Genomic DNA, 22,983 nt, shown 5'->3' with positions numbered 1-22,983 from the left:
GGCATAGCACTGCACCCTCCGAGTGATCCCAATATGACAATCGCCGCGCCGATGCCTGCGAGTCGTTGACTTCGATTGGTCAATTGGTCCTCCGGATCTGATAATCGGTAACGGTTGTGGTCTTTGCAGATCCGCCGAGGAACTGAACGATGGAACCATCATCGTTGACGGCAGGGTTGCCACTTGCCATCACAGAGTAGCGATTCGCGTCGTGCGCACTCGCCAGCGTTGGCGAGACAGATTCCCCTAGCTTGGTCGGAGCATCCCCTCGGACGGTCGACCAGGACGAAGGGTTGTCCACGCCGTCGAGACCAGCGATGGGGTCCTGAACCGACTCAAGCGAAGTGACGCGCGTGGTCGACGGGATGTCCATTGCCCCGATCGGCGACCCAGCCGTCACTACTTGCTGGATGTTGTATCCGTGGGGATCTGCTGCGATCGCGCCAGCCGTTATCCCACCGAGGCTGAAGCCGGTCATCATCACCGGCTCACCCTCGATGCCAGCCCGCTTCATCGCATCGAGCACACCTCTCGAGAGCGCGCTGTTGTTGCCAAAACGCATCGCCATCGCGTCTGAAGTCAAGTCATTCGGCGTCGCTCCCGCTGTGGGGTCCCAGCTCTGGGTGCTCGGGATCTGAACGGTGTAGCGGACGGTGCCGTCAACGTCGATGCTCTTGATGATGCGGACATCCGCGAAATCGTCCTGACCTATATTGTCAATCTGGCTCGAGCTCGCGAACAGAGAGCCGACATCTGTAGGAACGATGTTGCCATCGGCGTCTGTAGTGAAGGACTGCCCTGTTTGGACGGTACTTGCGACGAGAGCAGTGTCACGACGATCGGTGAGTTTGTCCGGCTCAATGGCATCCGTGACGATCTTCGGCCTGCCGTCCTCGAAGAATCCGAACCGCTGCCCATCTGCGATGAGCGTGCTCAGCAGGTCGTCGTAGACGCCCAGCTTCCGCAGATCACCCAGCGACTCCTGCTCCACTGCCACGATCTTCGGGCTGAGCCCTGGTAACGCCGCAGCGAAGTTCGTCGAGAAGTTCTTTGCAGCGTCCGAGGAGAATTGCTGGAACCGGTCGGCTAGAGAGGCATCACCTCGCATCGCGCTGTCGAAAGCGTCCTTCAATGAATGAGCAGCGATGCTGGCGACGTCGGCGACGAGCCCACTGTCCACCGCTTCCTTCGTGACGGCGGCCAGCGTAACGACGGTGTAGATTCCCGTCTTCACGCTGAGCAGCACGTCTACCGCGACGCGTCCGACGAGTCCGGCGGCCGCCGTCACGGTGACCTGAATCGTGGTCGCCGCCACAGCCAGCGCCAGCTCTGCCGTCTGGTACACCTTCACGATCGACGCCGTGACCACCACGAGCGCCTCGGTCGACGCGACCGTCACCCCCAGCTGCACCGATGCCGTCAGCGCTGCGGATTCAGCCGCCACGGCGGAGCCCGGCGAGAGGATCGCTGAAGCCAGGAGATCACCGTCGGCGGAGATCGCCCCGACCTTCGGCACGAGCGGCAGCGCCCACGTGTTGAGTTCGGTCAACCCGTTCGTCATGCGGTCGATCTCCGCGAAGTCGACCTTCAGTCCCTCAGACATCCCGGTCCCCGTCCCTGATCAGTCCTGCGACGAGACCCAGCAGCTCGGTGCGGATGTCCTCGTCGGTCTGCGCCGTGACCGTGACGGTCCCGGCATCGGTGATGAGTTCCGGTGTGACTTCGGCACCAGGCGCTCCGGGCTCGAGTCCGACACCCATCCGCAGCCATCCCCGAGTAGTGCCGAACCAGTTGCCGGCAAACACGGCGCCGTCTTGGACGGTGAAGGCCTTCACTCGGAAGCCGGAGTGCACCGGTTCAGCGAGTCCACGGAACAGACCGACGGCATCGACCGGCACGTGCAGCTCGCGCACGACCGCGTCGAGCAAGCGCGGGTCCCGCTGTCCGATCGTGTCGACGAGCGCCTGGGACGCGACGGTGCTGACGGTGGCTGTCCCACGCGCCGGGTCGTCCACGACGACCGAAGGCACGAGGCCCGCGAGTGTCGACCAGATCTGGTCGAGGGTCGTGCCCCGGAGTCGAACAGTGTCATCAGCCCGGACGGTGAGGTGCGACGCCGCGGAGGCCTGGATCACCGTCGAGTGGGCGATCGTGCTGGTCGGCGTCCAAGCCGTGACCTGGATGACGATCGACCCGGTGTTCTGCAGTGCGAGCGACAGCAGGAACGGCGCAGCGAGGTCCTCGGCCCAGGACTCCGCGTCCAGCGCGGGACGGTGTTGGAGGACGCCGCGCGAGACGAGCGCCTCGACATCACCTCGACCGTCGCCTGCGGGCACGAACGACGGCAGCACGAGGCCCGGGAGGTGCGCCCGCACCGCCTGGAGCTCGCCGAGGGACAGCGCCCACTCGATGACGTCGACACTCGGCGCCGAACTCATCCGACACCGTTCCGCATGGCTGCTCCCCGCACGTCGAGCCAGTCCTTCGAGCCCGCCGCCGGTGGTGCAGGCACCTGACCGATGAACGCCCGGGCACTCGACACCTGGGAGCTCGGGACTGCTCGTCCGTTGACCTCGTGCACGGACACCCGGATCTCGTCCGGGTTGCCGGACAGCGCAGCTCCGACGACGTTCATCAGGCCGTTCACGGCGCCACTGGCGACGTCCTTGACGCTGTCCACGACGTTGGCGACCAGGCTGGACGCCCGGTTCCACAGATCACGCGCGATCCGCTCCGCCTCGGCGATCTTCGCCTTGACGGCGTCGACGGCCTTCGCGTGCATCTCGAGTGCATCCGCTGCATCATCGAGCAGCTGGGCCTTCTTGCCGAGCTCGGCACTGGACTCGTGGACGCGCCGACGGACAGCATCGGCCGCCTTGGACGACGACGAGAGCGCGTCGGCCTGCGCCACGAGCCCGGAAGCTCGTGACCGCAGGCCGGCCGCGTCGTCGCGTAGCGTGCGGGCCTTTGCCCGCAGGTTCGACATCTCCCCGTACACGCGTCACCCCCGCAGCGGCACCGATCAGGCGCCGCACGCGATGGCCTGGGTCAGCGACCCAGCTTCGACGCGAGCTGCTGGTCGACGTCACCCAGTGTGGTGGCCGTGGTGCGCAGGAACTGCGCGAGGTCGTTCAGACCACCGATGGTGTTCTGCGCCCCCGAGGTGAAGCGCTGGTACGCGTCGTTGTACGCCCCCGAGGAGCGGTCCGTCTGGAACCCCGCCTGCGTCAGGGAGGCGATCTGCGCCTGCAGCTTCGACAGCGTCGCGTTGATCTCGTCACGCCCAGCGAGCAGCCGATCGGCGTTGCCGTTGAGCTCCTGGTAGGACACGTTGATGTTCGGCATGGTCATTCCCCAATTCCTTGCTGGTGCTGGTCGCCAGCCCCTCCGGCGACCATGTTGCTCACGCTAACAGAGGCCACGGTTTCATCACCCATGCGATGTGAACCACCCTGTGACGAATCTGCGACCTGCACCCGGGTGACGCGCCCGGAGTCGACCATGAAGCCCCGCCCGACCGGGAAGTCCGACCGCGTGCAGCGCGGGAACGCCGTCCGGAACAACGTCAGTCCGTCGGTCTCCTCGGGCTGCAGGGCGATGCCGGCGCGGGCGGTCTTGAGCTCGCCGAAGAGCTGCCAAGCGCTCGGGGCAGTGATCGTGTCGGCTTCGGCCAGGACGAACACCCCGGCACGCCGCGCGGCCTTGATCAGTCGGGCCACCTGTGACTCGGCGGGCAGCCCCTCGAAGTCACCGACGTTCTCGATCACGATGAACGGCTGCGGGTCGATGGTCCCTCCGGCTTCCAGGGCAGAAGCCATCTGTCCGGCGAGGGCATCGGCAGACTCGGAGTCGCTCGCGACCGAAGCCCAGTCCGCGGCGTCGCGCAGTGCGCTGCGGCGTCCGACGACCAGGTGTGCTGGCCGGTCGGGGAACGTCGCAGTGACGGACCCGATGAGCGTCCGCATGGTCGTGCTCCGCCCCGAGCCGAACGGTCCGGTCACCACGAAGAGCCCGTCGGTGGGGATCCCGACGGCAGCGAGGGTGTCGTCGGCGAGCCCGATCGTCGGCCGGCCGTCGACGGACGAGGGCAGCCCCGCCGCTGGCACCACGACGGGCAGCCGCCGGACCTGCGGCGTCTCCGGGACGCCCCGGGCGGTGAGCTCCACGGCGAGCGCCTCCACGGCCGACGCCTGTGCGACGAGGTCAGCGCTCCCGCTCGGGACGGCGACCTGCATCTCGTGGTCGCCGACCAGGCCACGACCTGGCACGGCTTCGACCAACACGTCCGACGGGACGTCCGCGGCGTTGTACTCGATGTCGCTCGCCAGTCGCAGGACGAGGCGTTCGCCGATGTTGGCCTGCAGGTTCGTCGGGAACGCGCCGACGCGATCCGCGGACATCACGAGGTGCACGCCGAGCGCCCGTCCCGTGGAGGCGATCGCGAGCACCTGGTCGAAGAGCTGCAGCGTGCCCGGGCGGAACTCGTACTCGTTCCGGAAGGCTCCCATGCCGTCGACGAGCACCAGGATGCGGGGCTCGGCGACGCCGGTCACGGCGTGGTACTCACGCAACGTCGCGGCGCGGGCGGCGGCGAATCGAGCTGAGCGGTCGGCGATCGTCGTCTCGATGTCCGTCAGCAAACGGGTGATGCGTTCGTCGTCGGGTCCGGAGATGACCGAGCCGACGGTGGGGAGGGCCTCCAACATGGCGAGCGCGCCGCCACCGAAGTCGAGCGCGTGCACGCGCACCGGGTGCCGGTCAGCGACGCTCGACGCGGCGACTGCGATCGCACGGAGCGCGGTCGACTTGCCCGAGCCTCCTGTCCCGATCACGGCGACGTTGCCGGCGACGTCGAGGTCGACCGCGTAGGCGGACTGGCGCTGGTCCTCCGGGACGTCGAGCGTCCCGATCACGAGCGCCGATCCGTCGGACGCGGCGAGCTCCGCGAGGTCGGCCGTGTCGGCGAGCTGGTCGAGCCACGGCTTGCGTGGCACGGCGAGCGCACGGCGGTCCGCCGCGGCGGCGATGGTGCCGGCGAGCCGCTCGATGTCCTTCGCATGGGTGCTGTCACGCGGAGCACGCGCCGCACTCGGCCACATCGTGCCGGGGCCGAACGGGAAGTCCTGGACGTCGACGTCAGGTTCGTGGACGACGTCGTCCGACCGGCCTCCGAGGTACGCCGTCTGGAAGTCGAGCACGCGCCCGGGGCCGATCTTCGCGGCGGCGCGGCCGGGGGTGCCGGGGTCGAACCAGGCAGCATCAGGCACGCCGAGCACGTCGGTGCTGTCCACCTCGTCCGCGACGCGCAGCGCGATGCGGAGGTTCGTGTTCGCCCGCAGGGAGTCCTTGATGACGCCGCTCGGACGCTGGGTCGCCATGACGAGGTGCAGGCCGAGCGACCGACCACGCTGGGCGACGTCGATGACGCCGTCGATGAACTCGGGGATCTCCGAGGCCAGCGCAGCGAACTCGTCGATGACGATCACCAGTGCAGGCGGAGCGGCCGGGTCACCGCGCTGTTCGAGGGTCACGAGGTCCTTCGCGCCGCACTCGTTGAGCAGGTGCTCGCGGTACCGCAACTCCGCACGCAGCGACGTCAGCGCGCGGCGGACCAGGTGCGGGTTGAGGTCCGTGACGAGTCCCACGGTGTGCGGCAGCCCCACGCACTCGGCGAAGGCCGCGCCGCCCTTGTAGTCGACGAGCAGGAACGTCACGCGGTCGGGTGCGTACTCGGCCGCGATGCCCATGATCCAGGTCTGCAGGAACTCGCTCTTGCCGGAGCCGGTGGTCCCGCCGACCAGCGCGTGCGGGCCCTGGGCGCGGAGGTCGAGCGCGAGCGGTTCGCTCGGCCCCTGGCCGATCACGGCGCGGATGCCACCGGCTTCGCGACCCGCACCGGGCACCCAGTCGGCGGTGATGCTGTCGTTCTTCGCCCAGCGGCTGACGACCGCGACCGGGTCCCCGGCGAGGTCCCCTTCGTACAGGTCGACGAACGCGACGCTGTGGGGCAGGTCGGTCTCGTCGAGGACGCGGGCGCCGGAGTCCTGGACGGGGGCGATGGCCCGGGCGACGGTCGCGGCCTCGAGGACGTCCACGCGGTCGAGCTCGTCGAGCACGACGGACTGGCCGGACCGGACGAACCCGACGGTCGCCGTGCCGGTGGCGCGGTCGAGGGCGATGTACGTCCGGCAGACCACGGGCAGCGCCTGCTGCGACGGAGCGAGCCAGAGCACGAACACCCCGTAGTCCGCCCCTTCCTCGGCGAGCGCGACGAGCCGCGCACGGTCGGCTGGGGCCTCGGCGGTCACGACCACGAGCACCGCGGGGACCGCGGGCAGGCGGTCGACGGACTCGCCGTGTTCCTCGTCGAGGGCGCGTGCCTCGTCGAGGCGCGACCGCACCTGTTCGCCGCGGCCGGCTCCGGCGTCACGGCGTGTGGCGACGAGGCCCTCGAGTTCCGCGAGCAGGGTCGACGCGCCGGCGAAGTCGCTGACGAGACCGCCCGACCGCAGCGGACTGTACGGCGAGTCCACGTGCGGCAGCCACTTCAACCAGCCCCACTGCTCCGTCGTGGTGCCGCCCGCGAAGGCGGTGACGACGAGGTCGGCGGGACTGTGCAGACCGACGAGCTGCACCACCAGCGACCGGGCCACGTCGTCAGCGGCGAGTCCGGTGCCGGCGACGCCGATCGCACCGGCACGCTCGAACGTCTCGATGACCGGTACCGGTCCGGCCATGGCGTACTCCTCAGCGAGCGCCTCCGCCCGGTTCCAGTCGTCGACGCTGCCGGTGTTCTTCGACGGCATGGTGATCGATGCGCGCGACGGCTGGGTCCCGGCGCCGAACCGGACCTCGAGGAAGGTGGTGTGCTCGGGCTTGCGGGTCCAGAGCAGCTCGGACCGGGTCCGCATCGCCGCAGTCACGACGGCGGGTGCCGGCGACTCGGCGATGCGGGCGTCGACCTCGCGCGAGCGCTCCTCCGCGAGTCGTGTGCGCGCGTCCGCGAGCGAGTCCTCGAACCGCTGCCGTTCGTCACGCTTCCGTCGCTTGACCTGCACCCGTTGGTCGATCCACGTCCCGATCATGATGACCGGGGAGAGCGCGATGAAGACGAGCGTGTAGGGCTGCTTCGTGACGAGGAACAGCACGGCGCCGAGCACGATCGGGGCGATGATCGCGATCACCGGCAGCCGGGGCTTCTCACCGGGGACCGGGATCTCCGGCAGCGTGAACGACCGCCCCCGGTACGCCGGGTCCACCCGCGGCGACCGCGAGAACTCCGACGACGTGTCGGTCGTCCCGGGCGAGCTGGGGAGCCCGCTCGACGCGAGCGGCACGATCCGCAGTCGGGACTCCCCGACCTGCACGACGGTGCTCGCGTCGACGAACGCACGGGCGACGAGTCGGCCGTCGACGGCGACCCCGTTCGCCGAGTTGAGGTCGACGACCTCGATCGTCTCGCCGATCGTCACCGATGCGTGCCGACGGGAGACCTCGTCGTCGCTGGCGAGGTACACCTGCGCCATCGCGTCCCGTCCGATCAGGTTCACGCCCCGGGACAGCGTGTACTCGTGCCCGGCCTCCGGTCCCGAGAGCACCTGCACGACCGCGGCGGGCGCGTCCTCGACGGCGTCTCCCCGCCGTCGTTCGGTCACCGGCACGACCTCGACGCGGCACCCCGATCGCAGGGAGGACTCGTGGACGGTCGCCGACGGGTTGAGCAGTCGGGCCTGCGGCCGGTCCGGGAACTGGACGCGCAGCGTGAGCGGGTGGTCCCCGGACGGGCTGCCCGTCGCCAACCGGTTCGCGAGACTGCCGATCGTCGCGGTCACGTCCGCTGTCACGACGACGTCACGGTCGCCCCCCGCCGTGCCGCCGATGGTCATCTTGAGTTTCACACGTCACCCCCGCGACCACCGTAGCGGACGCCACCCCAGGACGGACAGGAGGCCCGTGGCGGCGCCGCCACGAGCCTCCCGACCGCCGCTCCCCTCGGGACTACGCGGCAGACCCGATCGCGTCCAGCTCCGCCACGGCGTCCGCCGGCAGCGCGAAGCCGGCCGACGCGACGTTGTCGCGCAGGTGCGCGACCGACGACGTCCTCGGGATGAGCAGCATGTTCGGCGACCGCTGGAGCAGCCACGACAGCGCGACCGTCAGCCGCGACACCTCGAGCCGCGCCGCGACGGCGTCCAGCGCCGAGGACTGCAGCGGCGAGAACCCGCCGAGCGGGAAGTACGGCACGTACGCGATCGCCTGCTCCGCGGTGAGGTCCACGAGGGTGTCGTCCTCACGCCGAGCGACGTTGTACAGGTTCTGCACGCAGACGACCGGCGCGATGGTCTGTGCCTCGGCGAGCTGCTCGGCCGACACCGTCGACAGGCCCAGGTGCGCGATGAGCCCCTGCTGCTGCAGCTCGGCGAGTGCCTCGAACTGCGGCGCGATCGACCCCGGCTCTGGAGCGTCGAAGCCGCCCATGCGCAGGTTGACGACGTCGAGCTGCTCGAGACCGAGGTTCCGCAGGTTGTCGTGCACCTGCTCGACCAGTTCGTGCGGCTCGCGGGCGTGCGGCCAGCCACCCTGCTCGTCACGTCGTGCACCGACCTTCGTCACGATCCGCAGCTGCTCCGGGTACGGGTGCAGTGCCTCGCGGATGACCTGGTTCGTGACGTGGGGCCCGTAGAAGTCCGAGGTGTCGATGTGCGTGATGCCGAGTTCGACGACCTCGCGGAGGACGCGGACGGCTTCGTCGCGGTCGGTCGGGGGCCCGAACACACCGGGTCCTGCGAGCTGCATCGCGCCGTACCCGACCCGGGTCAGCTCGAGGTCGTCGGCGAGGCGGAAGGTGCCGCCGGGGAGCGTGGTGTTCGTCATGCCTTCCACGATGCTCCGACCGGGTGGGCGCTGCCAGGACCCGTCCGTCCCTGGGTCCGCCAGACCCAGGACCTACGACCGGGTCGAGCGCGGGGGCTTCGGGAAGGTGGTGCGCATGTGGTCCGAGGTCAGGACGTCCCCGATGCCCACCATGAGCACCGAGAAGAGGATCTGCTCGATGACCATCCAGAACGGGTACAGCCCGGGGATCGCGGCGACGACGAGCGTCACGATCGGGAAGATCCGGCTGAACAACCGCAGCCGTTGGTAGGCCCAGGAGTAGCCGAGCTGCGCGCGCCAGGCGAAGAGGTAGAGCGTCATCGTGATGAGCAGCACGACGGTCGCGCGGAACCACACGGCCCACGGCACGGTCTGCCCATCACGGGTCAGGACGACGGCGACGACGATCGCGGCGAGGCCGACGACGGTCTCGGCCACCAGCAGCCACCGGATCCAGCGGAAGGAGCGGATGGTGGCGGGGTGCTCGAGCATCTCCCGCTGGATGACGTGGTCGGCCTGACGGCCGCCGGCAATCCGGTCGAGTCGCAGGCGGCACCAGACCCGGTCGGCGAGGGCGGGGAACGTCACCCGACCATGGTGCCGCATCCGCGCGTCGGGTGCGGACCGCGCTCCGCCGTCCTGGAGGCGCGGTGCACGTCCGGCGCACACCGCGCCTCCGGTGGCGGTCCGGTCCACGGCATCAGGCGGTCCGAGCCTCAGGTCGACGGCAGCAGCTCGGCCCCGCCCATGATCGTGCTGGTGTTCCAGTCGAGGATGAGCAACGAGTGCACCTCGGGCGGCAGGATCTGCGGGATCGACATGTCGATCACGGTCCCGGTCGCACCGTGGGCGATCGTCCCGATCTCCACCGGGTCGCCATCGGGGACCCAGTCGGTGTGCACCCCGTGTCCGACGACGTCGCCGCCGGTCAGCTGTACGCGGATGTCGGCGGTGGTCAGGTCGGTCGAGAAGTCGGTGATGGTGACCCGGATCGACCGGTCCCCGGTGCGGACGACGGTGACGTGCCCCGCGGTGCGCACACCGATCGACACGACGTCACCGTCGACCGGCAGCCCCGTGCGGTACCAGGGCTCGTCGACGAGCGGGGTCGCCGTGGCGGACGGCGTCGCCCGGACCAGTGGCTCGGGCGTCGTGCGGCCGGTCGGCACCGGGACGGACAGCAGCACCGAGACCGCGGCCACGCCGGCCACGATGCTCACGCCCGTCGCGATCCACGTGACGCGCGCGGATCGCGACGCTGGTGCCATGCCCGGAGCGTACGCCCGATCAGGTGCGCTTCCGGCGCTCGCGCACGCGCATGTTCACGGTGATCGGCGTGCCCGCGAAGCCCCAGACCTCGCGCAGGCGCCTGGTGATGAACCGGCGGTACTGCGGATCGAGGAACTGGCTGGTGAAGAGCACGAACGTCGGCGGCTGGCTGGCAGCCTGCGTGCCGAACAGGATGCGCGGCTGACGACCACCACGGACCGGGTGCGGGTGTTCCTGCACGAGCTCGGCGATGAAGGCGTTGACCTTGCCGGTCGGGATGCGGGTGTCCCACGACTCGAGTGCGGTCTCGAGGGCCGGCACGAGCTTCTCGAGGTGACGACCGGTCCGGGCGGAGATGTTGACGCGGGGCGCCCAGGCCACGTGCGCCAGGTCCTGTTCGATCTCGCGCTCCAGGTACCGGCGACGCTCGTCGTCGAGCAGGTCCCACTTGTTGTAGGCCAGCACGAGGGCACGGCCCGACTCGAGCACCAGGTCGATGATGCGGAGGTCCTGCGTGGAGACGGGCTCGGTGACGTCGAGGACGACGACCGCGACCTCGGCCTTCTCGAGCGCGGCGGTGGTCCGGAGCGAGGCGTAGAAGTCGGCGCCCTGCTGCAGGTGCACGCGCTTGCGGATGCCGGCGGTGTCGACGAAGCGCCAGACACGCCCGCCGAGTTCGATCTGCTCGTCGACCGGGTCGCGCGTGGTGCCGGCGAGCTCGTTCACGACGACGCGCTCTTCACCGGCGGCCTTGTTGAGCAGCGAGCTCTTGCCGACGTTCGGGCGGCCGAGGATCGCGACGCGACGGGGTCCGCCGACCTCTTGCTTGGCGACCGCGGAGACGTCCGGCAGCGTGGTGATGATGAGGTCGAGCAGGTCGGCGACACCACGGCCGTGCAGCGCCGAGACCGGATGCGGCTCGCCGAGGCCCAGGTTCCACAGCGCGTACGCCTCGAGGTCGCGGCGCTCGTCGTCGGACTTGTTCGCCACGACGATCACGGGCTTGTCGGTGCCGCGCAGCATCTTGACGACGTGCTCGTCGGTCGCGGTGATGCCGACCGTGACGTCCACGACGAACAGCACCGCGTCGGCGAGGTCGATCGCGACCTCGGCCTGCAGCGCCACCGAGGCGTTGATGCCCTTGGCGTCCGGCTCCCACCCGCCGGTGTCGACGAGGGTGAACCGCTTGTCGTTCCACTCGGCCTTGTAGCTGACACGGTCGCGCGTGACGCCGGGGACGTCCTGCACGACGGCTTCGCGCCGACCGAGGATGCGGTTCACGAGCGCCGACTTGCCGACGTTCGGGCGACCGACGATCGCCAGCACCGGGAGCGCCGGCAGCATGAGGACGCCGTCCTCGCCGAGCTGCCCCGCGTCGAGGAGTGCGACGTCGTCATCGTCGAGGTCGTAGTCCTCGAGTCCGGCGCGCAGCGCGGTGGCCCGCTGCTCCGCCTCGGACTCGTCGAGGTTCGCGATGCGCTCACCCAGGGAGTCGTCGTACTCCGGGAAGTCGTCGTGCTCTGGTCCGTTGTCCAGCTGCGCCATGGTGGGTTCCTTGCCGGCGGCCGCCTGGCCGCGTGTCAGTGTCCGGCCGTACGGGCCAGGTCGACGACCGCTTGCACGGTCTGGTCGAAGTCGAGGTCGGTGGAGTCGAGCGTCGTGACGCCGTCTGCGGCGTTCATGAAGTCGACGACCTTCGCGTCGGCGGCGTCTCGTCGGGCGAGTGCTGCCGAGGTCTCGGCGGCCGACTGGGTCGTGACCTCCGCCGAACGCCGTGCCATCCTAACCTGCTCGTCGGCCGTCAGGAGGATCCTGACCTCGGCGTCGGGTGCGACGACGGTCGTGATGTCCCGTCCCTCGGTGATGATCCCTTGCGCATCGGTCTTGCGCATCACGTTCCGGAAGAGCTGCACGAGGCGCGCTCGGACCTCGGGGAGCTTGGCGATGTGCGCCACCGCCGCGGTCACGTCGGGGGTGCGGATCGCGTCCGTCACGTCGGTGCCGGCCACCCGGACGAAGTACGCGTCCGGGTCCGTGCCGATCTCGTAGTCGAAGGTGTCCCAGCTGGCCAGGACCGCCGCAGCGTCGTCGAGGTCGACCTGCTGCTGCAGGGCGTGCCACGCGAGCGCCCGGTAGGCGGCGCCGGTGTCCTGGTACCCGAAGCCGAGTGCCCGTGCCGCGGCCCGCGAGACGCTGGACTTGCCGCTGCCGGCGGGCCCGTCGACCGCGATGACGAACTTGGCGACGTACGCACCGTCCGCCAGCCCGGCGGGCATCGGGTCGCGGGTCATCCCTGGCTCGCCACCGCCCTGCCCGTCGGCACCGCCGCCCGGACCGGCTGCGGGGCCGGGCTGGTCGACGGGCGACGGCAGCCCGGTGTCGGGGCCGTCCGGGCCGCCGGTCACGCCGGTCTCGTCCAGGTCCTCGTTCACGCCCATGCTGCTGCGATCCTCCATCCGCGGCTCTCGAGTTCGTCGACGAGCCGCTGTTCCTGCTCGGGGACGACCGACACCTCGACGATGCCGATCGGTCCACCGGGTGAGTGCTCGAGGCGCAGGTCCTCGAGGTTGATGCCGATCTCGCCCATCAGGGTCAGCAGTTCGGCGATCTGCCCGGGTCGGTCGTCCACCAGGACGACCACCTGGGCGAAGTGCTTGGTGGTGCCGTGCTTGCCGGGCAGGCGTTCGACGCCACGGTTGCCGGACGCCATGGTCTCGGCGATCGTGCGGGGCGCTCCCGGGGCGTCCGGGTCCTCGAGGGCATCGATGACCCGGGAGAGTTCGTCGCGCAGGTCGCGCAGCACCGGGCGGATCCGTGCGGCGTTCGCGCCGATGATCTGCACCCAGAGCCCCGGGTCGCTCGCCGCCACCCGCGTGACGTCCCGCACGCCGCCGCCGGCGAGCCCGAGGGCGGACTCCGGCGCGTCCTGCAGGCGCGAGGCCATGAGCGTCGAGACGAGCTGCGGCACGTGCGACATCACCGCGACGGCCTCGTCGTGCAGCGCGGGGTCCATCGGGATCACCGTCGCCTCGAGGTCGAGCGCCAGGTCCTCGACCACGGCGGCCCGACGGTAGGTGATGGCGTCGTGCCCGGCGATCACCCAGGGCCGTCCGATGAACAGGTCCGCGCGCGCCGCGGTGGGACCGCTGCGCTCGCGCCCGGCCATCGGGTGCGAGCCGATGTAGCGCGACACGTCGGCCCCGGCGGCACGCAGGCGTTCCAGCGGCGCGGACTTCACGCTCGCGACGTCGGTGACGATCGCGTCCGGGTACGTCGCCAGCTCACGCTCGACGACCTGAGCGGTCACGTCCGGCGGGACCGCCACGACGACGAGCTCCGGCGCGTCGCCCTCGGCAGGACGACGCCCGGCGCCGTAGTCGACGGCGAGCGCGAGGGTCGCCGGCGACACGTCGTCCAGGATCACCTCGACGCCCCGCTGCCGCAGCGCGAGCCCGATCGAGGCGCCGAGGAGACCGGCACCGACGACGCGGACGGGTCCGCGGACGCGACGGTCCTGGTCGGGCTGGGGCTGGTCGGTCACCCGGCCAGCCTACCGACCGACACCCGGCGTCCGCGGATCAGTCGCTCGTCTCGGCGTCCGGGTCCCCGGTCGGCTTCCCCGCGCTCCGGGCGATGCCGAGCAGCTGACCGAGCTCCACGCTCGTGAGCTCACGCGTGCGACCGCTCGGCAGGCTGCCGAGGTGCAGCGGCCCGAACGAGCGGCGCACCAGTTCGTTGACCGGGTGGCCGACCGCCTCGAGCATGCGGCGGACGATGCGGTTGCGCCCCGAGTGCAGGGTGACCTCGACGAGGGACTCCCCTCGTGACGACTCGAGCAGGCGCACCTTGTCCGCGGCGATCCGACCGTCCTCGAGGTCGACGCCGTCGAGCAGCTGCTGCACCGTCGCGGGGTTCACGTTCCCAGCGACCTTCGCGATGTAGGTCTTGGTGACGCCGAACGACGGGTGCGCGAGCACGTGGGCGAGCCCGCCGTCGTTCGTCAGCAGCAGCAGCCCCGACGTCTCGGCGTCCAGGCGCCCGACGTTGAACAGGCGCTCCTCGAACTTCTCGACGAACTGCGACAGGTCCGCACGACCCCGCTCGTCGAGCATGCTCGACACCACGCCCGTCGGCTTGTTGAGCAGCACGTACCGCCGCGAGGTGTCGACCTGGATCGGCACGCCGTCGACTGAGATCTGGTCGTGCTCCGGGTCGACGCGACGCCCGAGCGCCTCGACCACCTCGCCGTTCACCGTCACACGGCCCTCGGCGATGAGGTTCTCCGCCACCCGCCGTGACGCCACCCCCGCAGACGCCATCACCTTCTGCAGGCGCTCACCGTCGGGCTCGGCCGGCGTCGCCGTCGCGCCCTCGGCCGCGTCCCACTCCGGGATCAGCGGACGTTCCGGCGTGCCCTCGACCGGGGTGCCGCTGGCGTCGCGCTCCCCCTCGGGACGCGGGGTGGTGCCACGGTCGCGGTTGCGGACGGTCGCGGTGCCGCCGACGTAACGTCGCCCGTTGTGCCACACCCGGCTGGCCTGGCCGTCCGGGGTCTGCCCGCGACGGTCGTCCTGCCGCGGGGCACGACGGTCGCGCTGGTCGCGCTCGGCGTTGCTCCAGCGCGGCCGGTCGACCCGACGGTCACCGGTCGGCGCCGGACGCCGGTCGCCGTCACGCGGACCGCGGTCGTCACGGCGGTCGTCACGGGGCGCCGGACGGGAGGCTCCGGTGCCGTACCCGCGGTCGTCGCGTCGTGCGCCACCCCGGTCGTCCTCGCGGCGGCCGTACCCGCGATCGTCGCGACGGTCGCCACCACGGTCGTCACGGCGCGGTGCACCACGATCGTCGTCCCGGCGGCCGTACCCGCGGTCGTCGCGGCGCGGTGCGCCACGGTCGCCACCGGTGCGGTCGTCACGGCGGCCGAACCCACGGTCGTCACGGCGGTCGCCGCCACCGGCACGGTCATCACGGCGGTCGCCGCCACCGGTGCGGTCGTCACGACGTCCGTACCCACGGTCGTCGCGGCGCGGTGCACCACGGTCGCCACCGGTGCGGTCGTCACGGCGGTCGCCGTCGTGGCGGACGAAGCCGCGGTCGTCGCGGCGTCCGGCACCGTGGTCGTCACGACGGACGAAACCACCGTCGTCGCGGCGCGGTGCCCGGTCGTCCCGACGCGGAGCGCCGCGGTCGTCGCGCCGCGGGCCACCACGGTCGGCGTCACGACGGCCGTACCCGCGGTCCTCGCTGCGGTCGTCACGGCGGAAGCCGCCGCGCTCCGGTGCACGGTCGTCACGTCGGAACCCGCCGCGGTCGTCACGGGGTGCCCGGTCGTCACGACGGAAGCCACCTCGGTCGTCACGGGGCGCACCACCGGACCGACCGGCGTACCCACCACGGTCACCACCGCGGTCGTCACGCGGCGCACCACCGGACCGACCGGCGTACCCACCACGGTCGCCACCGCGGGCGTCACCACGGGCGTCACCACGGTCGTCGCGACGTGCGCCGCCGCGGTCGTCGCGACCACGGCCCTCGTCGCGGCCACGGTACCCACCGCGGTCCGACCCGCCGGGGCGACCCGGGCCTCCCGCCCGGCCACCGCCGGACCGGCCGCCGTCTCCGCGACCGGCGCCGCCGTGTCGTCCGTCCTCATACGCGGCCATCTGGGATCCCTTCGTTCTGCCCGAAACCGTCGACGCCGTCCTCCAACAGGGGGGAGATCAGCGGCAGTTCGTCGAGCGAGTTGATGCCGAGCTGCTGCAGGAGCAGGTCGGATGTGACGTAGTTGATCGCGCCGGTCTCGGCGTCGGTGAACGACTCCTCGATCAGGCCGCGCGCGACGAGGGTGCGGACCACGCCGTCGACGTTGACGGCCCGGATCGACGCGATCTGGGAGCGGGTGATCGGCTGCTTGTAGGCGACCACGGCGAGCGTCTCGAGCGCCGCCTGGGACAGCCGAGACGGCCGTTCCGCCTCGACGAACTGCTCGACGACGGCGTCGAGGTCCTGCCGCACGTAGAAGCGCCAGCCGCCGCCGACCTCGCGGAGTTCGAAGCCGCGGCGGACGGTGCCGTCGACGCCGTCGAAGTCCGCGACGAGTCGCTCGACGGCCTGACGGACGACCGGCACCGGCGCACCGACGGCCGCGCCGAGGGCGACGAGCGACTGGGGTTCGTCGGCGATCATCAGGATGGCCTCGAGCTGCCGGTCGACGGGCAGGTCCACGGGGACGTCCGACGCCGCGTGCGCGCGGAGATCCTGCTCGACGGCACGCGCCTCGGCGATCTCGTCCGCGCCCCCGGGCTCGGCACTGGACGCGTCGTGGACGTCATCCGTCATAGTCGGCTCCAAGGTTGGCGAGGCTCTCGTCGGTCCAGTGTTCCGCGGTCCACCGGAGGGTCAGCTCCCCGAGGGGCTCGTCCTGCTCGAAGGCGATCGACGCGGTGCGGTAGAGCTCGAGGACGGCGAGGAAGCGAGCCACCACGATACCCGTCGTGTCGACCCCGGCGATCACCTCGCGGAAGCTCACGTCCGGTTCGCCGGACGCGGCACGGGTCCGGAGGATCGACACCACCACCGCGGCCTGCTCGCGGATGCTGACGAGCGGGGCGTGCAGGTGGTCGAGACCAACGGTCGGGATCGTCCGGGGCGCGAACGCCACCGCCGCGAGCGCTGCGAAGTCCTGCACCGACAGGGTCCAGACGAGCTCGGGTGTCCGCGCACGGAAGCGTTCCTCGAGCCGGACGCTCCGGACGTGCCGACGGGACTCGGCACCCCAGCGCGCGCCGAACCAGTCCGCCGCCTGCTTGAACGCGCGGTACTGCAGCAGTCGCGCGAAGAGCAGGTCCCGCGCCTCGAGGAGGGCCACGTCCTCGGCGTCGACGAGTTCACCCTGCGGCAGCAGTCCGGCGATCTTGAGGTCGAGCAGGGTCGCGGCGACGACCAGGAACTCGCTCGCCTCGTCGAGTTCCTCGGCGGACTCGGCCTGGCGCACGTACGCGATGAACTCGCCCGTGACGACACCGAGCGCCACCTCGGTGATGTCCAGCTCGTGCTTCGTGATGAGCGACAGGAGCAGGTCGAACGGCCCGTCGAAGTTCGTCAGGCGGACCCGGAAGCCCGGCAGGGACTCGGGGACGGCCGGTGTGTCGGCGACGGGGTCAGGCGACGGCGCCACGCTGGACGAGCTCTCGGGCGAGCTGCCGGTAGGCCTTCGCTGCTGCGTGCTCGGGCGCGGTCTGGGTGATCGGGCGCGCGGAGACAGTGGCGTCGGGGAACTTCACGGTGCGGCCGATCACGGTGTCGAGCACGCGGTCGTCGAAGGTGTCCACGACGCGCTCCATGACCTCGCGCGAGTGCAGGGTGCGCGAGTCGTACATGGTCGGCAGGATGCCGTCGAGCTGCAGGGCCGGGTTCAGGCGGTCCCGCACCTTGTCGATGGTCTCGATGAGCAGCGCCACACCGCGCAGCGCGAAGAACTCGCACTCGAGCGGGATGAGCACCCCGTGGGCGGCGGTCAGCGCGTTCACGGTGAGCAGGCCGAGCGAGGGCTGGCAGTCGACGAGGATGACGTCGTAGTCGTTCGCGACCTTGCGCAGCACGCTGGCCAGGATCTGCTCGCGCGCGACCTCGTTGACCAGGTGCACCTCGGCCGCGGACAGGTCGATGTTGGCCGGGATGACGTCGAGTCCAGGGGTGTTCGTCGGCTGGATGACCTGGTTGGGGTCCTTCACGGCGCCCATGAGCAGGTCGTAGACGGTGTGGATGTCGTGGGTGCGCACCCCGAGGCCAGCGGACAGGGCGCCCTGCGGGTCGAAGTCGACGGCCAGCACCTTGCGGCCGTACTCGGCGAGCGCGGCGCCGAGGTTGATCGCGGTGGTCGTCTTGCCGACGCCGCCCTTCTGGTTGCACAGGGCGATGATGCGGGCAGGGCCGTGACCGTCGAGTTCCTCGGGCACGGGGAACTCCCGCACGGGCCGGCCGGTCGGACCGTACGTGGTCTCGCCGGTGCCGGGCTGGGTCGTCGGGTTGGTGCTCACCCCGTCATCGTACCGGCGCGCCCGACGCGGCCCGGGGCGCACCGCCGCGCGCTGTCGGAGCCGCACCGGGCCTCCTGTCCGGTGTGGCCGCTCGTCAGGCGGCGCGCAGGGCGACGCGCATGCTGTCCACGCGCTCCGCGATGACGGCGGAAGCCGTCCACCGTTCCTGCAGACGACCGACCAGCGCGCCGACCTGCTCGCGGTCCAGACCCGGGTGCAGGACGAGCCCGACCGTCAGCTCCGGTCCGGCGAACCGTCCGAGCGGGTCCCCCGGTGCGAGTTCGACCCGCGCGACGGCGGACTCCCCCGTCACGGAGTCGGCGAACGCGGCTGCGACCTCCGGGTCCTCGAAGCACGGTGTCCACGCCAGGTCCTGTCCGAGCGCCCACACCGCGGGACGGCGCAGGACGAACTCGCTCGGAGCGGTCGGGTCGAGCACGACGAGCTGGGTGTCCTCGCTGGCAGCGGCCATCGCGACCCGGCGCGACTCGACCGGGATCGGCCGTGCCGTGGCGTCCCAGGCCTGCATCGCGGCGACCGAGGTGAACGCGGGCATCACGGTGCGACCGTCGGGGCCCGCCACCGTGACGATCGAGAGCTCCTGCGTCTTGTCGACCACGCGCCCGTCCGGCGTCTCGCCGAGGTCACCGGCCTGTGCGACGAGGGGCACCAGCAGCCGTGCGGTGCCGAGCGCCGTGACGACCGCTGCCTGGGAGCCGCCGTCGGGCAGGGCCGCGATCGCGGCGAGCACGCCGGGGTCGGCCAGGCCGTCGTCGTCGGCGAAGGCGTCGTCGTGACTGTCGAACGTCCGGCCGGCCCACGGGAAGCCCGCCGAGTCCGCCGCGTGGTGGTCGTGCGGTGTCGTGCCGTCCTGGTCGGTGGGACCGCCGCCGAGCCCGTTCGAGATGCCTGCCACGGCGACTACGCCGAGGCGACGTCGAGCGCGGCGGGGAGCGTGAAGGCGCCCGAGTACAGGGCCTTGCCGATGATGGCGCCCTCGAGTCCGTGCGGTACGAGGGCGCGCAGCGCGATCAGGTCGTCGAGCGTCGAGATGCCGCCCGAGGCGACCACGGGCTGGTCGGTCCGGTCGCAGACCTGGCGTAGCAACTCGACGTTCGGACCCTGCAGCGTGCCGTCCTTCGTGACGTCGGTGACCACGTACCGGGCACAGCCGGCCGCCTCGAGCCGGTCGAGGACCTCCCAGAGGTCACCGCCGTCCTCCGTCCAGCCGCGTGCGGCGAGCGTCGTCCCACGCACGTCGAGGCCGACGGCGATCTGGTCGCCGTACTCGCCGATCACCCGAGCGGCCCACTCCGGGTCCTCGAGCGCGGCGGTGCCGAGGTTGACCCGGGTGGCGCCGGTCGCCAGGGCGGCGCGCAGCGCGGCGTCGTCACGGATGCCGCCGGACAGTTCGACCTGGACCCCCTCGACCTCGGCGATCGCCTCCGCGATGACGCGGCGGTTGTCGCCCCGGCCGAACGCGGCGTCGAGGTCCACCAGGTGGATCCACGCGGCGCCCTGGTCGCGCCAGGTGCGGGCAGCGGCCACCGGGTCGCCGTACCCGGTCTCGCTGCCGGCCTCGCCCTGGGTCAGACGGACGGCCTGGCCGTCGACGACGTCGATCGCCGGCAGCAGGACGAGGGGCGGGGTGCTGGTCAGGTCGGTCATGGTCCTGTCGGTTCTCGGTGCGTGGCTGGTCGGACTGGAGGCCCGGAGCGGCTCCGGTGGGCCGCTCCGGTCCGGTGGTGCTGGCGTTCAGCGCCCGGTTGCGCTCGGGGTCGTGCTGGCGTTCAGAGCGAGCGGACCCAGTTGCGGAGCAACTGGATGCCGGGCTCACCCGACTTCTCCGGGTGGAACTGGGTAGCGGTCAGCGGGCCGTTCTCGACCGCGGCGATGAACCGCTGGCCGTGCTCGGCCCAGGTCAGCTTCGGCGCGCGGAACGGTCCGTACGCCTCGAGTGGGAAGTCGGTCACGCCGTAGGAGTGCACGAAGTAGAAGCGCTCGTCCTGCAGCCCGTCGAAGAGCACGCTGTTCTCGGGCGTCTGGACGGTGTTCCACCCCATGTGCGGCAGGACCTCGGCTTGCAGCTGCTCGACGGTGCCGGGCCACTGCCCGAGGCCCTCGACGTCGGCGCCGCGCTCCACCCCCCGGGCGAAGAGGACCTGCATGCCGACGCAGATGCCGAGCACCGGGCGCCCGCCGGCCAGACGGTGGTCGACGATCTCGCCGCCCTGCACCTGCTCGAGCTGGTCGATGACGGCCGCGAACGCACCGACGCCGGGGACCAGGAGTCCGTCGGCCTGCAGCGCGGTGCGCTTGTCCGCGGTCAGCGTGACCTGGGCACCGGCGCGCTCCAGGGCCTTGGCCGCCGAGTGGACGTTGCCAGAGCCGTAGTCCAGGACGACGACGTTCGGCTTCGCGTCGCCGCTCACAGGGCGCCCTTGGTGGACGGGATGCCGTCGACGCGGGGGTCCAGCTCGACGGCACGGCGCATCGCCCGAGCGAACGCCTTGAACTCGGCCTCGGCGATGTGGTGGGGGTCGCGGCCCTCGAGCACGCGGACGTGCACGGTGATGCCGGCGTTGACCGTGATGGCCTCGAACACGTGACGGACCATCGACCCGGTGAAGTGCCCGCCGATGCGGTGGAACTCGAAGCCCGCTGGTTCGCCGGTGTGCACCAGGTAGGGGCGCCCGGACACGTCGACGACGGCCTGCGCCAGCGCCTCGTCGAGGGGCACGAGCGCGTCCCCGTAGCGGCCGATGCCCGACCGGTCGCCGAGGGCCTGCTTGAGCGCCTGCCCGAGCACGATGCCGGTGTCCTCGACGGTGTGGTGCACGTCGATGTCGGTGTCCCCGGTCGACCGCACGCGCAGGTCGATCAGGGAGTGCTTGCTGAACGCGGTGAGCATGTGGTCGAAGAACGGCACGCTCGTGCTGATGTCGGAGGAGCCGGTGCCGTCCAGGTCGAGTTCGAGCTCGACGCTCGACTCGCTGGTCCGGCGGCTGATCGTGGCGGTGCGCGCGGTCATGCTCCAACCCTAACCGGCGGCTGTTCGGCGGCGACGCGGCGCATGGCGTCGAGGAACGCGGTGGTCTCCGACTCGGTGCCGGCACTCACGCGCAGGTGGTTCGGGATGCCGAGGTCGCGCACGATGACGTCCTCCTCCAGCAGCGACTCGAACGCGGCGTTCGGGTCGGCCACCCCGCCGAACAGCACGAAGTTCGACCAGGTCTCGTACGGGGCGTACCCCATCGCCCGCAGCTCGGTCACCATGCGGTCGCGCTGCCCGCGGATGTCGTCGACCATCGCGAGCATCTCGGGGGCGTGGCGGAGCGCGGCGACCGCGGCCGCCTGGGTCAGGGCGGACAGGTGGTACGGCAGGCGCACCAGGCGCAGGGCGTCGATCACGGCCGGGTGCGCCGCGAGGTACCCCACGCGGGCGCCGGCGAACGCGAACGCCTTGCTCATGGTGCGCGAGACGACCAGGCGCTCACGACCCGGCAGCAGGGTGATCGCCGAGGGCTGCCCGATCGGCATGAACTCGGCGTAGGCCTCGTCGACCATCACGATGCCGTCGGTGGCGTCGTACACGGCCTGGATCGTGGCGAGGTCGAGCGGGGTGCCCGTGGGGTTGTTCGGCCCGCAGAGGAACACGAGGTCCGGCTGGTGTTCCCGCACCGCAGCGACCGCCGTCTCCGGGGAGATCCGGAAGGCGTCGTCGCGCTCGGCGGCGATCCACCGCGAGCCGGTGCCCGCGGCGATGATCGAGTGCATCGAGTAGGTCGGGGGGAACCCGAGCACGCTGCGCCCCGGGCCGCCGAAGGCCTGCAGGAGCTGCTGGATGACCTCGTTCGAGCCGTTCGCCGCCCAGATCTGCTCGGCGCGCAGGTCGTGGCCGAGGTAGGCCGCGAGGGACTCCCGCAACGCGGTGAACTCGCGGTCCGGGTACCGGTTGACGGTCTGCAGCGCGACCCGGATGGACTCGACGATGTCCTGGGCGACGTCGTCCGGCACCGGATGCGTGTTCTCGTTGACGTTGAGCTGCACGCGGACGTGCTTCTGCGGTGCGCCGTACGGGCTCAGACCGCGGAGGTCGTCTCGGATCGGGAGGTCTTCGAGCGTGAATGCCACCGATCCATCGTAGAGCGCCGAGACTCCGAGCCGACCGGCCAGCCGGACGGTGCCGAGGCGCGTGCCCGGTCCGTCAGCGCGCGTCGGTGTACTTGGTCGGGATGGCGATCTGCTCGCCGGCCTGCAGCCCAGAGCCGTCGAGGGCGTTGAGGCTGACGACGTCCTGCACGAAGTCGCGCGGGTCGGCGTTCGGCGCGGTCTGCTCGGCCAGCTGCCAGAGCGTCTCGCCGGGCTGGATGGTCACCGTCTGGAAGTCGCTGTGGCCGACGGTGTTGCCTGCGGAGGCCTGCCCACCGTTGAGGGCGACGAGCGCCACGGTCACCAGCAGTGGCAGCGCCGCGAGGCTGGTCAGGACGACGCGCCCGCGCCGGGTGAGGCGCAGACGGGTGCGGACGACGCGAGGAGCGTCCTGCATGGATGCAAGTGCGATGGTGCTCATGTCGTGGTGCCTTCCTTGTGCGGTGCTCGGATGCGGTGCGGAGCATGGGATGCCTGCCGAAGCTGCATTCCGAAGCGCTGTACCGAACATACGTTCGAACGAACGGGCGCACAAGTCCCCCGGAGTGATTTCTGGGGAGATTTCGTGCGACACGCTCGAACAGGTGTTTGTCCGGCGGTATGCGGTCGGATACTGTTTCGACTGACTGGGACAAGCCTGGCGGGGACC

General features: G+C 71.1%; 21 protein-coding genes. All 21 read right to left on the bottom strand.

Features of this window, described 5'->3' with window-relative positions:
- Window positions 1–79: 79 nt before the first annotated feature.
- Complete coding sequence (locus BIU90_RS03740) at window positions 80–1,603, bottom strand: hypothetical protein (protein ID WP_071298873.1); 1,524 nt, start codon at window positions 1,601–1,603, stop codon at window positions 80–82.
- Window positions 1,596–2,438 (bottom strand): hypothetical protein, encoded by an 843-nt coding sequence (locus BIU90_RS03735; protein ID WP_071298872.1) that lies wholly within the window; start codon window positions 2,436–2,438, stop codon window positions 1,596–1,598. Before BIU90_RS03735 ends, BIU90_RS03740 begins: the two co-directional genes overlap by 8 nt.
- Entirely contained in the window at window positions 2,435–2,998 is a 564-nt protein-coding gene (locus BIU90_RS03730; RefSeq protein ID WP_139195079.1) for a hypothetical protein, read from the bottom strand. Before BIU90_RS03730 ends, BIU90_RS03735 begins: the two co-directional genes overlap by 4 nt.
- Window positions 2,999–3,048: 50 nt before the next feature.
- Entirely contained in the window at window positions 3,049–3,351 is a 303-nt protein-coding gene (locus tag BIU90_RS03725; protein WP_083403666.1) for a WXG100 family type VII secretion target, read from the bottom strand.
- Complete coding sequence (locus tag BIU90_RS03720; protein ID WP_139195078.1) at window positions 3,348–7,898, bottom strand: FtsK/SpoIIIE domain-containing protein; 4,551 nt, start codon at window positions 7,896–7,898, stop codon at window positions 3,348–3,350. The genes BIU90_RS03725 and BIU90_RS03720 overlap by 4 nt, the downstream gene beginning before the upstream one ends.
- Before the next feature lie 100 nt (window positions 7,899–7,998).
- On the bottom strand, window positions 7,999–8,874 hold the full coding sequence (locus BIU90_RS03715; protein WP_071298869.1) for an oxidoreductase: 876 nt from the start codon (window positions 8,872–8,874) through the stop codon (window positions 7,999–8,001).
- Between the two features lie 72 nt (window positions 8,875–8,946).
- The gene (locus BIU90_RS03710; protein ID WP_254786938.1) at window positions 8,947–9,462 is read right to left on the bottom strand and encodes a hypothetical protein; all 516 of its coding nucleotides are present in this window, start codon (window positions 9,460–9,462) and stop codon (window positions 8,947–8,949) included.
- 128 nt (window positions 9,463–9,590) lie between these two features.
- A complete protein-coding gene (locus BIU90_RS03705; protein WP_071298868.1) occupies window positions 9,591–10,142 on the bottom strand; it encodes a hypothetical protein in 552 nt (183 codons plus the stop codon).
- 19 nt (window positions 10,143–10,161) lie between these two features.
- Window positions 10,162–11,688, bottom strand: a complete 1,527-nt coding sequence (der, locus tag BIU90_RS03700) for a ribosome biogenesis GTPase Der (protein ID WP_071298867.1) — start codon at window positions 11,686–11,688, stop codon at window positions 10,162–10,164.
- A gap of 35 nt (window positions 11,689–11,723) precedes the next feature.
- On the bottom strand, window positions 11,724–12,419 hold the full coding sequence (gene cmk, locus BIU90_RS03695) for a (d)CMP kinase (RefSeq protein ID WP_071298918.1): 696 nt from the start codon (window positions 12,417–12,419) through the stop codon (window positions 11,724–11,726).
- 152 nt (window positions 12,420–12,571) lie between these two features.
- A complete protein-coding gene (locus BIU90_RS03690) occupies window positions 12,572–13,684 on the bottom strand; it encodes a prephenate dehydrogenase (protein ID WP_071298866.1) in 1,113 nt (370 codons plus the stop codon).
- A 37-nt stretch (window positions 13,685–13,721) separates the two neighbouring features.
- Window positions 13,722–14,537, bottom strand: coding sequence for a pseudouridine synthase (locus BIU90_RS18950; RefSeq protein ID WP_071298917.1), 816 nt, complete (start codon window positions 14,535–14,537; stop codon window positions 13,722–13,724).
- A gap of 1,255 nt (window positions 14,538–15,792) precedes the next feature.
- Window positions 15,793–16,482: an SMC-Scp complex subunit ScpB gene (gene scpB / locus BIU90_RS03680; RefSeq protein ID WP_083403664.1), complete on the bottom strand. Its 690-nt coding sequence runs from the start codon at window positions 16,480–16,482 to the stop codon at window positions 15,793–15,795.
- On the bottom strand, window positions 16,472–17,320 hold the full coding sequence (locus BIU90_RS03675) for a ScpA family protein (RefSeq protein ID WP_071298865.1): 849 nt from the start codon (window positions 17,318–17,320) through the stop codon (window positions 16,472–16,474). Before BIU90_RS03675 ends, scpB begins: the two co-directional genes overlap by 11 nt.
- Complete coding sequence (locus BIU90_RS03670) at window positions 17,304–18,182, bottom strand: ParA family protein (RefSeq protein WP_071298864.1); 879 nt, start codon at window positions 18,180–18,182, stop codon at window positions 17,304–17,306. Before BIU90_RS03670 ends, BIU90_RS03675 begins: the two co-directional genes overlap by 17 nt.
- A gap of 94 nt (window positions 18,183–18,276) precedes the next feature.
- A complete protein-coding gene (locus tag BIU90_RS03665; protein WP_083403663.1) occupies window positions 18,277–19,098 on the bottom strand; it encodes an SseB family protein in 822 nt (273 codons plus the stop codon).
- A gap of 5 nt (window positions 19,099–19,103) precedes the next feature.
- A complete protein-coding gene (priA, locus tag BIU90_RS03660) occupies window positions 19,104–19,850 on the bottom strand; it encodes a bifunctional 1-(5-phosphoribosyl)-5-((5-phosphoribosylamino)methylideneamino)imidazole-4-carboxamide isomerase/phosphoribosylanthranilate isomerase PriA (RefSeq protein ID WP_071298863.1) in 747 nt (248 codons plus the stop codon).
- Window positions 19,851–19,972: 122 nt separating this feature from the next.
- The gene (hisH, locus tag BIU90_RS03655; RefSeq protein ID WP_071298862.1) at window positions 19,973–20,614 is read right to left on the bottom strand and encodes an imidazole glycerol phosphate synthase subunit HisH; all 642 of its coding nucleotides are present in this window, start codon (window positions 20,612–20,614) and stop codon (window positions 19,973–19,975) included.
- On the bottom strand, window positions 20,611–21,213 hold the full coding sequence (gene hisB / locus BIU90_RS03650; RefSeq protein WP_071298861.1) for an imidazoleglycerol-phosphate dehydratase HisB: 603 nt from the start codon (window positions 21,211–21,213) through the stop codon (window positions 20,611–20,613). The genes hisH and hisB overlap by 4 nt, the downstream gene beginning before the upstream one ends.
- Entirely contained in the window at window positions 21,210–22,316 is a 1,107-nt protein-coding gene (locus tag BIU90_RS03645; protein WP_071298860.1) for a histidinol-phosphate transaminase, read from the bottom strand. Before BIU90_RS03645 ends, hisB begins: the two co-directional genes overlap by 4 nt.
- Before the next feature lie 73 nt (window positions 22,317–22,389).
- Window positions 22,390–22,755 carry a LysM peptidoglycan-binding domain-containing protein gene (locus BIU90_RS03640; RefSeq protein ID WP_071298859.1) on the bottom strand — a complete coding sequence of 122 codons (366 nt, stop codon included), beginning with the start codon at window positions 22,753–22,755 and terminating at the stop codon, window positions 22,390–22,392.
- Window positions 22,756–22,983 lie beyond the last annotated feature (228 nt).

Source organism: Curtobacterium sp. MCBA15_001 (assembly GCF_001864835.1).
GTDB lineage: Bacteria > Actinomycetota > Actinomycetes > Actinomycetales > Microbacteriaceae > Curtobacterium.
The sequence above is the reverse complement of the archived record's forward strand: the minus strand, read 5'-3'. Positions and strand labels throughout refer to the sequence as shown.

Excerpts from the sequence above, each read along its gene's own strand:
- BIU90_RS03740 (WP_071298873.1), bottom strand. The coding sequence starts at position 1,603 with ATGTCTGAGGGACTGAAGGTCGACTTCGCGGAGATCGACCGCATGACG.
- BIU90_RS03735 (WP_071298872.1), bottom strand. The coding sequence starts at position 2,438 with ATGAGTTCGGCGCCGAGTGTCGACGTCATCGAGTGGGCGCTGTCCCTC.
- BIU90_RS03725 (WP_083403666.1), bottom strand. The coding sequence starts at position 3,351 with ATGACCATGCCGAACATCAACGTGTCCTACCAGGAGCTCAACGGCAAC.
- BIU90_RS03715 (WP_071298869.1), bottom strand. The coding sequence starts at position 8,874 with ATGACGAACACCACGCTCCCCGGCGGCACCTTCCGCCTCGCCGACGAC.
- BIU90_RS03705 (WP_071298868.1), bottom strand. The coding sequence starts at position 10,142 with ATGGCACCAGCGTCGCGATCCGCGCGCGTCACGTGGATCGCGACGGGC.
- der (WP_071298867.1), bottom strand. The coding sequence starts at position 11,688 with ATGGCGCAGCTGGACAACGGACCAGAGCACGACGACTTCCCGGAGTAC.
- cmk (WP_071298918.1), bottom strand. The coding sequence starts at position 12,419 with ATGCCCGCCGGGCTGGCGGACGGTGCGTACGTCGCCAAGTTCGTCATC.
- scpB (WP_083403664.1), bottom strand. The coding sequence starts at position 16,482 with ATGACGGATGACGTCCACGACGCGTCCAGTGCCGAGCCCGGGGGCGCG.
- priA (WP_071298863.1), bottom strand. The coding sequence starts at position 19,850 with ATGACCGACCTGACCAGCACCCCGCCCCTCGTCCTGCTGCCGGCGATC.
- hisB (WP_071298861.1), bottom strand. The coding sequence starts at position 21,213 with ATGACCGCGCGCACCGCCACGATCAGCCGCCGGACCAGCGAGTCGAGC.
- BIU90_RS03640 (WP_071298859.1), bottom strand. The coding sequence starts at position 22,755 with ATGAGCACCATCGCACTTGCATCCATGCAGGACGCTCCTCGCGTCGTC.